General features: G+C 41.4%; 14 protein-coding genes and 1 riboswitch. Of the genes, 3 read left to right on the top strand and 11 right to left on the bottom strand.

Annotation, left to right across the window (positions count from 1 at the left end):
• Nucleotides 1-6 precede the first annotated feature (6 nt).
• The 5 genes from BGC07_RS20660 to BGC07_RS09940 all read right to left on the bottom strand — a co-directional run bounded on the left by BGC07_RS20660 (nt 7) and on the right by BGC07_RS09940 (nt 4,175).
• Entirely contained in the window at nt 7-183 is a 177-nt protein-coding gene (locus BGC07_RS20660; protein WP_158006911.1) for a hypothetical protein, read from the bottom strand.
• A gap of 100 nt (nt 184-283) precedes the next feature.
• Complete coding sequence (locus tag BGC07_RS09955; RefSeq protein WP_069312983.1) at nt 284-757, bottom strand: NfeD family protein; 474 nt, start codon at nt 755-757, stop codon at nt 284-286.
• A gap of 18 nt (nt 758-775) precedes the next feature.
• Entirely contained in the window at nt 776-1,699 is a 924-nt protein-coding gene (locus BGC07_RS09950) for an SPFH domain-containing protein (protein ID WP_069312982.1), read from the bottom strand.
• Nucleotides 1,700-1,802: 103 nt separating this feature from the next.
• Complete coding sequence (locus BGC07_RS09945) at nt 1,803-2,573, bottom strand: exodeoxyribonuclease III (RefSeq protein ID WP_069312981.1); 771 nt, start codon at nt 2,571-2,573, stop codon at nt 1,803-1,805.
• A gap of 120 nt (nt 2,574-2,693) precedes the next feature.
• On the bottom strand, nt 2,694-4,175 hold the full coding sequence (locus tag BGC07_RS09940; RefSeq protein WP_069312980.1) for a bifunctional ADP-dependent NAD(P)H-hydrate dehydratase/NAD(P)H-hydrate epimerase: 1,482 nt from the start codon (nt 4,173-4,175) through the stop codon (nt 2,694-2,696).
• A 92-nt stretch (nt 4,176-4,267) separates the two neighbouring features.
• A riboswitch (TPP riboswitch) is annotated at nt 4,268-4,362 on the top strand.
• Between the two features lie 64 nt (nt 4,363-4,426).
• Here BGC07_RS09940 and thiC point away from each other — a divergent pair.
• Together thiC and BGC07_RS09930 are read left to right on the top strand one after the other, a co-directional pair.
• Nucleotides 4,427-6,301: a phosphomethylpyrimidine synthase ThiC gene (thiC, locus tag BGC07_RS09935; RefSeq protein WP_069312979.1), complete on the top strand. Its 1,875-nt coding sequence runs from the start codon at nt 4,427-4,429 to the stop codon at nt 6,299-6,301.
• A 317-nt stretch (nt 6,302-6,618) separates the two neighbouring features.
• A complete protein-coding gene (locus BGC07_RS09930; protein WP_069312978.1) occupies nt 6,619-7,830 on the top strand; it encodes a Bcr/CflA family efflux MFS transporter in 1,212 nt (403 codons plus the stop codon).
• A 170-nt stretch (nt 7,831-8,000) separates the two neighbouring features.
• Here BGC07_RS09930 and BGC07_RS09925 read toward each other — a convergent pair whose 3' ends face one another.
• The 3 genes from BGC07_RS09925 to BGC07_RS09920 all read right to left on the bottom strand — a co-directional run bounded on the left by BGC07_RS09925 (nt 8,001) and on the right by BGC07_RS09920 (nt 9,215).
• On the bottom strand, nt 8,001-8,540 hold the full coding sequence (locus BGC07_RS09925; protein WP_158006910.1) for an MFS transporter: 540 nt from the start codon (nt 8,538-8,540) through the stop codon (nt 8,001-8,003).
• Nucleotides 8,541-8,671: 131 nt separating this feature from the next.
• The gene (locus tag BGC07_RS19440; protein ID WP_235603405.1) at nt 8,672-8,866 is read right to left on the bottom strand and encodes an MFS transporter; all 195 of its coding nucleotides are present in this window, start codon (nt 8,864-8,866) and stop codon (nt 8,672-8,674) included.
• Nucleotides 8,856-9,215, bottom strand: coding sequence for an MFS transporter (locus tag BGC07_RS09920; protein ID WP_069312976.1), 360 nt, complete (start codon nt 9,213-9,215; stop codon nt 8,856-8,858). Before BGC07_RS09920 ends, BGC07_RS19440 begins: the two co-directional genes overlap by 11 nt.
• Before the next feature lie 87 nt (nt 9,216-9,302).
• Between BGC07_RS09920 and BGC07_RS09915 the strand changes: the two genes are divergently transcribed.
• Complete coding sequence (locus tag BGC07_RS09915; RefSeq protein WP_139121664.1) at nt 9,303-9,893, top strand: PadR family transcriptional regulator; 591 nt, start codon at nt 9,303-9,305, stop codon at nt 9,891-9,893.
• A 77-nt stretch (nt 9,894-9,970) separates the two neighbouring features.
• On the opposite strand, the gene hisC is transcribed toward BGC07_RS09915, so the two are convergent.
• From hisC to BGC07_RS09900, 3 genes are read right to left on the bottom strand one after another with little or no spacing between them, the layout of a single operon-like run.
• Nucleotides 9,971-11,134 carry a histidinol-phosphate transaminase gene (gene hisC, locus BGC07_RS09910; protein WP_235603079.1) on the bottom strand — a complete coding sequence of 388 codons (1,164 nt, stop codon included), beginning with the start codon at nt 11,132-11,134 and terminating at the stop codon, nt 9,971-9,973.
• A complete protein-coding gene (gene maiA, locus BGC07_RS09905) occupies nt 11,088-11,729 on the bottom strand; it encodes a maleylacetoacetate isomerase (protein ID WP_069312974.1) in 642 nt (213 codons plus the stop codon). The genes hisC and maiA overlap by 47 nt, the downstream gene beginning before the upstream one ends.
• An 11-nt stretch (nt 11,730-11,740) precedes the next feature.
• On the bottom strand, nt 11,741-12,727 hold the full coding sequence (locus tag BGC07_RS09900) for a fumarylacetoacetate hydrolase family protein (RefSeq protein WP_069312973.1): 987 nt from the start codon (nt 12,725-12,727) through the stop codon (nt 11,741-11,743).
• Between the last annotated feature and the right edge of the window lie 43 nt (nt 12,728-12,770).

Below are 12,770 nucleotides of genomic sequence, written 5' to 3'. Positions count from 1 at the left end.
AAGCAGCTAAAAACCCCAGCTCAAAGCCTTAGAAAGTCGTTTAACCGCTGTTAATATAATCGAATCTAAAGCATAACTGACAAATTCAGTAAACAAGTGAGTAATCGCATCGCACAATAAGTGGTGACGTGTATGCCACACCAGATAGAGGTGTTTAATCAGAGTATAAACACTCTTAGCCATAGCAAGAATGCCCTAACATGGAACCGCAGTAGCGCTTTTTCCAGCTATTATTAGTAAAAATTAGATATATCGACAGTCTTGTTGAAGTATAAAGGATCAGCTAATTTTCTATTGAATCATTAAAGTCAACGGGTTGAACATGCACCTCGTTCGCCCCAACAGCTATAACTTTGACTTTACTTCCTGCTGTAATCTTTGTATCGCTAACTGCTTTCCAATGGGTGCCCTCAATTTTTACCCGAATCGACTCACCCGGGTTCAAAACGGTGGGCAATATAAATTCATGACCGATTAAACGTTGCGTGCGCTGGTTAAGGTTGGGCTGATCGACGCGTTGAGGGTGTTTTTTCCAATACATTCGCCATAGCACAACCGAGACTATGCTTAGCACCGCAAATAAAAAAAGCTGGGCTTCCCAGGGAATCGGCACTATCCATAACACGATTCCAACAACAAGCGCTGCCATGCCACACCAGAGCAAAATCCCCCCAGCGCCGAGCACTTCAAAAACCATCAAGACAATGCCAAAACTAAGCCAGTGCCAATACTGCAGTTGGTTTAATAGGTGCTCCATTCTTTCACTCCCTAAAACTTATTGATTATCTTTGAAGGTATTTTTAATAATCTCACCAATACCGCCCACAGAACCAATGAGCTGGCTGGCCTCTAAGGGCATCATAATGACTTTTTGGTTCTCTGCAGAGCCAATCGTTGATAGGGCTTCTATATATTTTTGAGCAATAAAATAATTAATTGCCTGGACATTCCCCGTATTTAAGGCATTAGAAAGTGTTTCTGTCGCATTGGCCTCTGCAAGTGCCAAACGCTCACGTGCTTCAGCTTGGCGAAACGCCTGCTCTTTCTCACCTTCTGCCGCCAAAATCACCGCTTGCTTACTGCCTTCGGCTTGAAGAATTTCAGATTGACGCATACCTTCAGACTCTAAGATGGCCGCACGCTTATCACGCTCTGCTTTCATTTGCCTTGCCATTGAATCAACCAAGTCTGCCGGAGGCGCAATTTCTTTAATCTCAATGCGTGTGACTTTTACTCCCCAAGGCCCTGTCGCCTCATCAATCACCATCAGCAGTTTACTATTGATGCCATCACGCTTAGAGAGCATGCTATCTAAATCCATTGCCCCTAAAACCGTCCGAATATTAGTCATGGTTAAATTGCGAATCGCGTGCTCTAATTGATTCACTTCATAAGCGGCTTGTGCTGCGTCTGTCACCTGGAAAAACACCACCGCATCCACTCTCACCATGGCATTATCCCGGCTGATAATCTCTTGTGATGGAATATCTAAGACTTGCTCCATCATATTCAATTTAGCGCCGACACGATCTATCATGGGAATAATCAAGGCCAAACCAGGCTTTAACGTATGGGTATAGCGACCAAAACGTTCTATGGTCCACTCACTTCCTTGCGGAACCACCTTCACTCCCATCAATACAACAACTATAGCCAATACAACCAAGACAATAACAACAATGCCAATACCTGAAATCATGACGCTCTCCCAAATTTTATTTATCTTCCACTATACCGATTTAACCTTACTTTGTCCTAGCTCAATCTATCTGGTTTTTGATTTTTAATTAAAACCGGTTAATTTATAAGTTGTTATAATCAATAATCAAAGGCGCATGATCAGAAAAACGCTCTTCTTTATAAATACTTTCACTTGCCACTTTATCTTTTAAGTTTGGCGTAATCAGTTGATAATCTATCCGCCAACCGACATTCTTTGCCCAAGCCTGACCGCGGTTCGACCACCAGGTATATTGCTCAGCTTGCTGATTCACCACGCGAAAGGCATCGACAAAACCCACATCATTAATTACATCATCCATCCAAGCACGCTCAGCCGGTGTGCAGCCTGAGGTTTTTTGATTGGATTTAAAATTTTTAATGTCTATTTCTTGGTGAATAGTATTCCAATCTCCACAAATAATATATTCTCGACCATCCTCTCTATAACCTTTGAGTATTTCCATAAAATTATGCATAAACTGCCATTTTCTGTCCTGGCGCTCCTCTGAAGAAGACCCCGAAGGTAGATATAAAGATGCAATACTTAGCTTGCCAAAATCCGCTTGAATATAGCGTCCTTCACGATCAGCGATTTCAAAGCCTAGGCCAGTGTGCACAGCATCTGGCTTTTGCTTGCTATAAATCGCAACACCACTATAGCCTTTTTTTTCTGCATCAAATAAATAACGGTGATAACCCTCAGGGTTAAAGAGATCATCATCGAGCTGATGCTCCTGCGCCTTAGTCTCTTGAATACAAATAACATCCGCATTCACAATATTTAACCAATCAAAAAAACCTTTACGCGCCGCCGCTCGTATGCCATTTACATTTGCAGAAATAACTCTCATACGCCCTCCTAAAAACGGCAGCATGACAGCCTGAACACAGACTGTCAATTGATGTTTTTTATCTCTTTAAAATCAAATATCTTTATCTTAGTAAACCCTGTCCCAACTCACCTTTTCATTCTAAACTCTTAAAGCTTGGATAATATCCGTTGCCAGCAAACCTGCCTCCCCTTTTTGCAATAACAGACGATCAGCAGTCCAGCCATGTTGAGTCACCGCATACTGCGCCGCAAGGCTGATAGAATCTAATTGAAAAGCAAGACCTGCGGCTATACCCGCTAATACATCCCCCATCCCTGCACTAGCCATCCCTGGATTACCATAGGGACAAACATAAATATTTTTCTCATCAGCAATTAGGCTGCCACAACCTTTTAAAACCACACACCCCTGATACTTTTGCTGTAATTTTTTAATTGTCATAAAGCGATTTTCTTGAATTTTCTCACTACTACAGTTCAATAGTCGAGCCGCTTCACCCGGATGAGGGGTGAGTAACCAGTTTTCATATTGCAGTGGATTTTTAGCCAACCAGCCAAGCGCACCGGCATCCAAGACTAAATGTTTATTCAGGGAAATTGCCTGACGTATCACTCTATCCATAATAGACAAACCACACGCACTATCGACTAAACCTGGACCAACCAGCAGGGTATCGGCCTGACTGACTAAATCTAGCAGCTCATCACTGCTGGTATTTTCACTCAGCCCATAACTCATCAACTCTGGCTGATATAAGGCAACAAGCCGGGCATGATCCTCCAGTGTTGCAAGCCTCACTAAGCCCGCCCCCGCACGCAACGCTGCAGTCGCCGCCATCAATCCAGCTCCCAGCATGCCAGGACCACCGGCCAACACAAGAGTCTCACCATAGCCTCCCTTATGGCTATTTTTACGACGCTTAGTGAGTAATGTGCTTGCCTGCTGCAGTAAATAACTATCCGGCTGTATTTTATTATAAATCTTCGCTGCTAAATCCAAAGAACGATAAATCACTCGCCCAGCATATTCAGGCCCATCTCCAGTATATAAGCCTTGCTTATTCCCTATAAAAGTCACCGTCTGCTCAGCACGCACTGCCTCTTGAGTGCATATGCCCAGGCTTGCATTCAACCCCGAAGGCACATCGATGCTCAGACAAGGTGCATTTAGCTGATTAATAAAGCGCATCGCTCGCAAATAGTCATGCTGCAGTTTACCTTGAAAGCCTGTTCCTAATAAAGCATCAATAATCACTGTTTTTTCACTACAAACTTGCTCTGAGCAATTTAAGCTAGATATCTTTACGCCGGCATTGATGGCTAAGTCTGCAGCCTTATAAGCATCACCCGATAATTTATCGATGTGACTTAAACCCTGAACTAAAACCTCCCAGCCCGCTTGCTTAGCAAGGGATGCAATAATATAACCATCCCCGGCATTATTACCCTTGCCGCAAAAAATTAACAACTGCTTTTTCGCTGGATAATACTCTTGGATAACTTGAAAAGCTGCAGCGCCTGCTTTTTGCATCAGCTCGAAGCTATTGATATTAAATTCATGAATAGCCACTTGATCTAAAGCTCGTACTTGCTCTGTCGTATATAAATTAACTTCTTCCATCGCTCCCTCATCCTTCCATCAGGTCATGCTTTAGCCCTAGTGTAGCAGGTGTGAAAAGCCTTTACATTCTCTCACCCTTAGGATATAAACCTGGGTAAAGCTAGGGGTATCTGGAGTTCCAGATTGAGAGAGTCCCTTAGAACCTGATTCGGTTAACACCGACGGAGGGAAGCTTTGCCAGTTTCTATACTTCTTGTATAAAGACCTGCACTCCCTCCCTATGTAGTAAATTTAGGGGAGAATTTAAATTTATGTCTACAAAAAATAATCATAACACTGCCGCTGAAGACTTTAGTGTTGCCAAACGCTTACGCCAACCTTTTACCGGCTCAAAAAAAATATTTCAACAAGGTTCTCGCGATGATTTAATCGTGACCATGCGTGCCGTTGAACAAACGGATACGCCTTTAGAGCACGGTTTAGAGAAAAACCCAGATATTCCTCTTTACGACACATCTGGACCCTATACCGACCCAAACATCAATATTGATTTAAGCCAAGGATTAACCAGCATACGCACCGCTTGGATTCAAGAGCGCAATGATACCGAAGAACTTTCAGGCTATAGCTCAAATTTTACTCAGCAGCACTTAAGCCAAGAACAGTGGAAAGTCCCACAGTTTAAGCGCACCAGAAAGCCACTAAGAGCAAAAGCAGGTCATAATGTCAGCCAAATGCATTATGCCAAGCGCGGCATTATCACCCCTGAAATGGAATATGTCGCCATTCGCGAGAATGCTCGCCGTCAAGACATTCAAGACCAAACACTCACCTCACAACATTTAGGCGCACATTTTGGCGCGAATATCCCAACAGAAATTACCCCTGAATTTGTCCGCTCAGAAGTCGCCTGTGGCCGTGCGATTATTCCGGCAAATATTAATCACCCAGAAATCGAACCGATGATCATCGGCCGTAACTTCCGCGTTAAAATCAATGCCAATATTGGCACCTCTGCGGTGACGTCATCCATCAGCGAAGAAGTGGAGAAAATGATCTGGGCTACACGCTGGGGGGCAGATAATGTCATGGACTTATCCACAGGAAAACACATCCATGAAACCCGTGAGTGGATTTTACGCAACTCTCCTGTCCCTATCGGTACCGTTCCTATTTATCAAGCACTAGAAAAAGTGGACGGCAAAGCCGAAGAACTCACTTGGGAGATGTATCGCGACACCCTCATTGAACAAGCCGAGCAAGGTGTCGATTATTTTACCATTCATGCCGGCGTCTTACTCCGTCATATTCCACTGACCGCCAAGCGCATGACAGGCATCGTCTCACGCGGTGGTTCTATCATGGCCAAATGGTGCTTAGCGCATCATAAAGAGAGCTTTTTATATACTCATTTTCATGAGATTTGTGAAATCATGAAAGCCTATGATGTCTCTTTTTCTTTGGGGGATGGCTTTCGCCCAGGCTCGATTGCCGATGCCAATGATAGAGCACAATTCGCTGAATTAGAAACGTTGGGTGAGCTGACTAAAGTGGCTTGGGAGCACGATGTTCAAACCATGATCGAAGGACCCGGTCATATCCCAGCTCAATTAATTAAAGACAATGTTGATAAAGAGTTACACGATTGCTTCGAAGCACCTTTTTATGTCCTCGGGCCTTTAGTCACCGATGTTGCTCCAGGTTATGATCATATCACCTCTGGCATTGGTGCCACCATGATCGGCTGGTATGGTGCTGCCATGCTCTGTTATGTGACCCCAAAAGAACACTTAGGCTTGCCAGACAAGCATGATGTACGTGATGGGGTCATCGCCTACAAGATCGCCGCTCACGCAGCAGACATTGCCAAAGGCTACCCTGGCGCGCAAATTAGGGATAACGCCTTATCAAAAGCTCGTTTCGAATTCCGCTGGGAAGACCAGTTCAACTTAAGCTTAGATCCTGAAAAAGCACGTTCTATGCATGATGAAACCATGCCCAAAGAAGCACATAAGGTCGCCCATTTTTGCTCGATGTGTGGTCCACACTTTTGCTCGATGAAAATCACTCAGGACGTTAGAGACTATGCTCACCAGCAAAGCCTCAATAATAATGAGGCATTAAGTCAGGGTATGCAAGAAAAGTCTGAAGAATATAAAAAATCGGGTTTATATAATAAAGTATAGCCAGGTCGTTATTTTTAAAATTAATTATTTTTATCATATATAATATAAGGGCTTAATGAAAAGCCCTTATATTTTATTCATGCCGACATTGTTCTTTTTTATTCATCTAAATCTTAAACCACAAACGTTGAACATAAATTTTTAATTTTTCCTAAAAGTGCTTTATTTTTATAAAAGTGAATTAATGTTTGGCAGGTTGCCCTGTTAATTAACATAATCTCACAGCGAAGATGACAGAGGATAAGTTATTGTGCTAGTCTGCCTGGAGTCTCGGGTCTTACATTTTCTGATAGCACGTTGTTGGAGTTTAATCCGATATGATGAAAAGCAACCAATATCATAATTACTGGTTCACTATCCCCATTCTTTGCTTTGCAGTGATACTCGGTCCTATGGGTGTCGACCTCTATGCACCTTCTTTACCATGGATAGCAAAAGGGTTAAACGCTAGTCCTCACCTAACCAGACTAACCTTGCCATGTTTTTCTTATGGCGTTGCAATTGGATCACTTATCTTTGGCACTTTATCAGATGCTTTTGGGCGAAAAAAACCACTGACTATTGGGCTAGCTCTCTACGTGGTTATCAGCTTACTTTGCACTGCTTCGCCTAATGTTTACTCTTTATTAGCATTAAGGTTTATGCAAGGATTTTTTTTAGCCTCCTTGTTTGTTGGCTATAGAGCGTTTATTGCCGATGTCTACGGACCTGTGAATAAAATTCAGCATGCAATGGCACCGATTGGTTTATTTTTTTCACTAAGCCCAATAATTTCACCATTTATCGGCGCTTATTTACAACACTTCTTGGGTTGGGAGGCCAACTTTGTTTTTTTAGCCGCATATGGAGCACTGGTCTTATGTGCATTTCTCATCCTTCCTGAAACTCATTGGCAACGCACACCTATACACAAGCAACAAATCTTCAAACGATACCTTCAAATTCTAACAACGCCTGTTTTTTGGGTAGGTATATTGTTTATGAGTGTTTCCAGTATCATTGTTATATTTGCGGTCACCGGTTCATTTTTGATACAAGATATACTCGGCTATAGCGCAATCACTTTTGGTCATACGGCACTCTCTCTTGGAGCTGCATGCTTTGTTGGTAGTTATGTTTATCGTTTTATGCAAAGCCGTTTTAAGCTTGCCCGAATTGTTATTTCAAATTTATTAGCTGCACTAGCTTCAGCGATTATATTAGCAATACTGTCAATTCAGTTCCCTATTAACTTTTGGGCGATAACAATCCCTGTGTTTGCAATTTTCTTCTTTATTTCATGCGCAGGACTTTATCAAGTGGGTACAGGCATCTGCATTAGTTTATTTCCCGAAATGGCAGGTACAGCAGGAGCTGCGTCGTCTATTATATATTTACTGGTACTTTCCCTACTTGTATCGCTTGCCAGCCTTTTGAAAGTGCAAACAGCCATACCATTGGCAATTTTTTACTTAATAATACTCATAACGCTTCTTGTTGTTGCAATTATATTTTCAGCAACAAGTAGCGGTCGCGCTAAAATGGGCTAGGCCGTCAGTATGATTTTCGCATTAGACAATGCAATTGCTAATATAATTTAATCTACCGCCCAAACTAAATGTTTAACATGCAAAACCATTTGCTTTTCGAAGGGCGAAAAGATGCATGATACAGTGATTTATTTATTCATCAGCTCTTTATCGATGAATTAAAGCAATATCTATGCACCCGTTAATTTTAGTGATCTTTCATTCGTTTTTGTAAATTTAATTGCTGTGCTATACGCAAATAAAATAGCAAACAAGCCAAAGACAAAGATCAGCCCCGCTAGCGTATTAACAGAGAGTGGTAAAAAGGAAATAGTCAGGGTTGAAACACCGCCGCCGATAAATGATGCAAAGTTAAATAGCGATGCAGCAGAGCCTGCAATTTTTCGATCAACCAGTCTCATAGCTCCAGCACTTGCAGTAGGGCGAATAATACCGATTGCAGTCGTTGTCATCAATACAGGCAAAATCACACTTAAAGATGAATTTGGCCAAACCAGGTGAGTCACAAATAACAGCAGCCCAGCAAAGCAAATTAGCCCGGCACCGACTCGTAACCAAACTGATAAGCCAAAACGATTGGCAATACTGGGTGAAACCAACCCCATTCCCAGTATACCGATACCATTTAAGGCAAATAACTCACCTACTTCAGCCACAGGATAATGATATATCTTAGTAAAAACTAAACGGGAAAATCGTCGCGATGCCAAATAAGGTTCCATAAGAAAATAAACTCGTCAACGTATAGCCTAAATATTTTGAGTTTTTTAATAACGTCATATAATTGCAAACAATATGATCAAGCTTGAGTGCATGGTCATTTTTATGGTGATGTGTTTCATTAAATGTAACTATAATAAAAAACAGATAAAAAATTACCCAAAACAACAAGCAACTCAAAGCTCGCACGCCAATCAAACCAACCTTGCAAATACCCGCCTAATAAAGGACCCAACACAGGGCATACACCGATGGCTAGCATAATCATGCCGATCACCTTTACCAGGCGCTCTTTCGCATAGACATCACGGGCAATGGCTAAACTTCCAGCAACAGAGCAACAAGCACCGATTGCTTGGAAAAAACCGTGATGTTAACAACATCTCTATCGAGGTTGCCGCAGCAACGCCTATGCTTGCTATAGTAAAGATAATCAAACCGCCAATTAGCACAGGTTTACGACCAAAACGATCGAATAACGGCCCATAGACTAATTGAGGCAACGCTAAGCCAAATAAAAAGAAACTCATCACCCACTGTATATGACTAGTATGAAAATACTGCGCCATATCCGGCAAAGAAGGCAAAAATATATCATTGCCCAGAGGAGTGATTAAACAAACCGACAAAACAACATAAAAACAAATAGTTAATCTTTTTTCCAAGAGAATACTCCTTAAGCCTATATAGGTCTTAAACACCTATAGAAAACACATGTTAAACACGCTTGGTTAAACTGTCAAGTGCTGGGCTTGTCAAGAAGAGAGCACCAGGGTAAGCTGTGGCAAAGCTTAATTACTGGAAAGTCCATGTCCCGTACCAACAAAACACAATTTGCTATTCTTGGCTATCTCACCAAGCGCGATGCTATGTCAGGCTATGATATTAAAAGACTCCTTGAGAAAGTCGCTTCTTTTTACTGGTCAGAGAGCAACTCACAGCTCTACCCCCTGTTAAAAAAGCTGCTCGCCCAAGACATGGTCACTATGGCAGAAACACAAGAGTCTGGTAGAAAGCGTAATCTTTATAGCATCACAGAAAAAGGCCGTGAGCACCTATTAACGTGGCTGCGCCAAGATGTTGAAGAAACAACAATACGTAATGAGCTTATGTTAAAATTGAGCCTTGCTCAGCACTTATCAACAACAGACACCTTGGAGCATATTGACTATTTTGCCGAACAAGTCCAAAGTCGCAAACGCAAACTCAAAAAAATTCAACAGCACATCGAAAATGATCATAAAAATCGTCAAGATCAAGAATATTTGTTAATGACTTATCGGCACTCGGAGCTTATTTTAGAAGCCCAGGAAAAATGGTGTAAAGAAGTGCAAAAAAACTAAATGATAAAAAATAACAGGCCAGAAAAAAAGAGGGACAAATCCCTCTTTTAGATATTAAATATTTTATAAAAACAAAATCACAAAATCTCTTTTAAAACCTTCTCAAATTTAGTGATGAATAATTGATTTTCTTCGGGTAGCCCAACGCTAACACGCAAGAAATCAGCTAAACCATCTGCAACCGTTGGGCGCACAATCACGCCTTCTTTAAGCAGAGCATTAAAAACATCCATTGCTCGCTCTCCTACTTTCACCAAAATAAAGTTAGTTGCAGAAGGGACATATTCTAAGCCTAATTTATCAAAACATGATTTTAAATAAATTAAACCTTGATGATTATTAGCAAGATTTTTTTCCAGATAATCTTTATCTTCTAATGCCGCTAAGGCTGCGGCGACAGCAATACTATTACAGTTAAAGCTATAGCGCACTCGCATCATATAGTTCACCAAATCGCTTGAACTAATACTATAGCCTACACGTAAACTTCCCAAGCCATAGGCCTTGGAAAAAGTTCGGGTAATTACTAAATTAGTATGCTGGTCAAGTAAACTTATTGCTGATTGATAATTCTCATCTTCAACGTATTCATAATAGGCTTCATCGAGCACAACCAAAACATTCTCTGGCACTTCTTTTAAGAAATTTTGTATCTCATTAAAAGTTAACCAAGTACCTGTTGGATTATTTGGATTAGCAATAAAAACAATTTTTGTTTTTTCAGTAACTGCTGCTAACATCGCCTCTAAATCATGGCCATAATGTTTAGCGGCTGTTTGAATAATACTCGCCCCTGACATCTTGCCAAAAATACGATAGACCGAGAAGGCATGTTCAGAAACCACAACCTCATCACCCTCGCTAACAAAGCAGCGAATTAGCATACCTAGGTTTTCAGAAGAGCCTGCGCCAATCACAATTTGCTCAGGCTTAACTCCATCTTTTTTAGCTAAGCGCTCACGCAAAACAGGCGCCGCATCTTCCGGATAGCGGGCAACATCATGGGCTGCCTGCTCTATTGCGACCTTGACCTTTTGAGAAGGTGGCAATGGACTTTCATTACTGGCAAGTTTAATAATCGTTTCTAAGCCATATTCACGTTTAAGCTCATCAATACTTTTACCTGGTTTATACGGAATCACTTCACGAATGAAAGCAGGGGCAAGTTCATCTAGATTTAATGACATGGTTTCATCATCCTGCATCGGGTTGGTTTTCAGGAGCCGCTTGAATAAAGGCATCGTGCTCCATACAATGCTCATAAATTGCCAAAATACGTGGGAACTTTGTTAAATCGCAATTAAAACGCTTGGCATTATAAACCTGAGGAATTAAGCACACATCCGCCAGGCTTAGCTGGTCACCCAAACAATATTGGTCACAAGTTTCACCGAGCATTTTTTCAATTGCAGTAAAACCAGTTAAAACCCAATGATGATACCACGTATTTTTTACTTCATCATCCACCTTTAACTCACCTTTCAAGTACTGTAATACACGTAAGTTATTCATTGGGTGAATATCGCAAGCGATAGCATAGGCAATTTGCCGCGCTTTTGCAGCAAGCCAAATGTCCTTTGGCACAAGTGGCATGACACCTGGGTATTTAGCATCTAAATACTCAACAATTGCGAGTGACTGCGTGATCACCGCTTCACCATCAATCAAGCTTGGAACAAGCTGTTGAGGGTTAATCTCCGTGTAATCCGCTTTATATTGCTCACCACCCTCATTTAATAAATGAACTGGAATATTTTCATAATTAATTTCTTTGAGTGCTAAAGCAATTCTAACTCGAAAGCTTGCTGAAGAACGAAAATAACCATAAAGCTTCACGATTAACTCCTTTATTTGCTATATTCTACAACTTGCTGATCGATGGCACCGAATAGGCTCTGACCTTGTTGATTAAACATTTCTATGCGAATTTTGTCGCCAAATTGCATAAAAGGTGTTTTAGCTTCACCACTTTCAATAATCTCCAGCATGCGCTTTTCTGCTAAACAACATGAGCCAGAGCTTCGATCAACATTAGAGATAGTACCAGAACCCACAATTGCACCCGCAGCCAATGGACGCGTTTTAGCCGCATGAGAGACAAGTTCAGGGAAGTTAAACGTCATATCTACACCAGCATTAGGCTTGCCAAAAAGCTTATTATTTAAATGCACCATCATCGGTAAGTGCACTTTTTCACCATCCCAAGCTTCTGCTAATTCATCTGGAGTAATTGCCACTGGAGAAAAACTGCTCGATGGTTTAGATTGGAAAAAACCAAAGCCTTTAGCGAGTTCTGCTGGAATCAAACTACGTAACGATACATCGTTAACTAACATAAATAAACGAATATTCTCTTTAGCAGCCTTAGGATCTGCTGCCATCGCAACATCACCAGTAATCACTGCTAACTCAGCCTCAAAGTCGATACCAAAATCTGTGCTTTCAGCCTGAATATCATCACGAGGGCCGATAAAAGAATCACTGCCGCCTTGATACATTAACGGATCATGCCAAAAACTCTCTGGCATTTTCGCACCACGTGCCTTACGCACTAGCTCAACATGATTCACATACGCACTGCCATCAGCCCATTGATAAGCACGCGGCAATGGTGACATGCAAGCATTTTCATTAAAGTCAAAACTATCAGCGATTTCATTTTGATTCAAACCGATGTATATTTCTTGTAATTTAGGCTCGGTATTCACCCAATCATCCAGAGCAACCTGCAACGTCTTCGCAATAGAGCTTACTGTGACTGCTTTTTTTAAATCACGACTGACAACAATCAGCTTGCCATCGCGGCTACCATCTTTTAAAGTTGCTAATTTCATTAGTCATTAACCTCATTTTTCAACTAAATTTCATTAAAATTTC

The sequence above is a fragment of the Piscirickettsia litoralis genome (genome assembly GCF_001720395.1).
GTDB classification, from domain to species: Bacteria; Pseudomonadota; Gammaproteobacteria; order Piscirickettsiales; family Piscirickettsiaceae; genus Piscirickettsia; species Piscirickettsia litoralis.
This window is presented reverse-complemented; position numbering and strand designations above follow the sequence as displayed.

Excerpts from the sequence above, each read along its gene's own strand:
- BGC07_RS09945 (WP_069312981.1), bottom strand. The coding sequence starts at position 2,573 with ATGAGAGTTATTTCTGCAAATGTAAATGGCATACGAGCGGCGGCGCGT.
- BGC07_RS09950 (WP_069312982.1), bottom strand. The coding sequence starts at position 1,699 with ATGATTTCAGGTATTGGCATTGTTGTTATTGTCTTGGTTGTATTGGCT.
- BGC07_RS09900 (WP_069312973.1), bottom strand. The coding sequence starts at position 12,727 with ATGAAATTAGCAACTTTAAAAGATGGTAGCCGCGATGGCAAGCTGATT.
- hisC (WP_235603079.1), bottom strand. The coding sequence starts at position 11,134 with ATGCCTTTATTCAAGCGGCTCCTGAAAACCAACCCGATGCAGGATGAT.
- BGC07_RS09930 (WP_069312978.1), top strand. The coding sequence starts at position 6,619 with ATGATGAAAAGCAACCAATATCATAATTACTGGTTCACTATCCCCATT.
- BGC07_RS09940 (WP_069312980.1), bottom strand. The coding sequence starts at position 4,175 with ATGGAAGAAGTTAATTTATATACGACAGAGCAAGTACGAGCTTTAGAT.
- BGC07_RS09955 (WP_069312983.1), bottom strand. The coding sequence starts at position 757 with ATGGAGCACCTATTAAACCAACTGCAGTATTGGCACTGGCTTAGTTTT.
- BGC07_RS20660 (WP_158006911.1), bottom strand. The coding sequence starts at position 183 with ATGGCTAAGAGTGTTTATACTCTGATTAAACACCTCTATCTGGTGTGG.
- thiC (WP_069312979.1), top strand. The coding sequence starts at position 4,427 with ATGTCTACAAAAAATAATCATAACACTGCCGCTGAAGACTTTAGTGTT.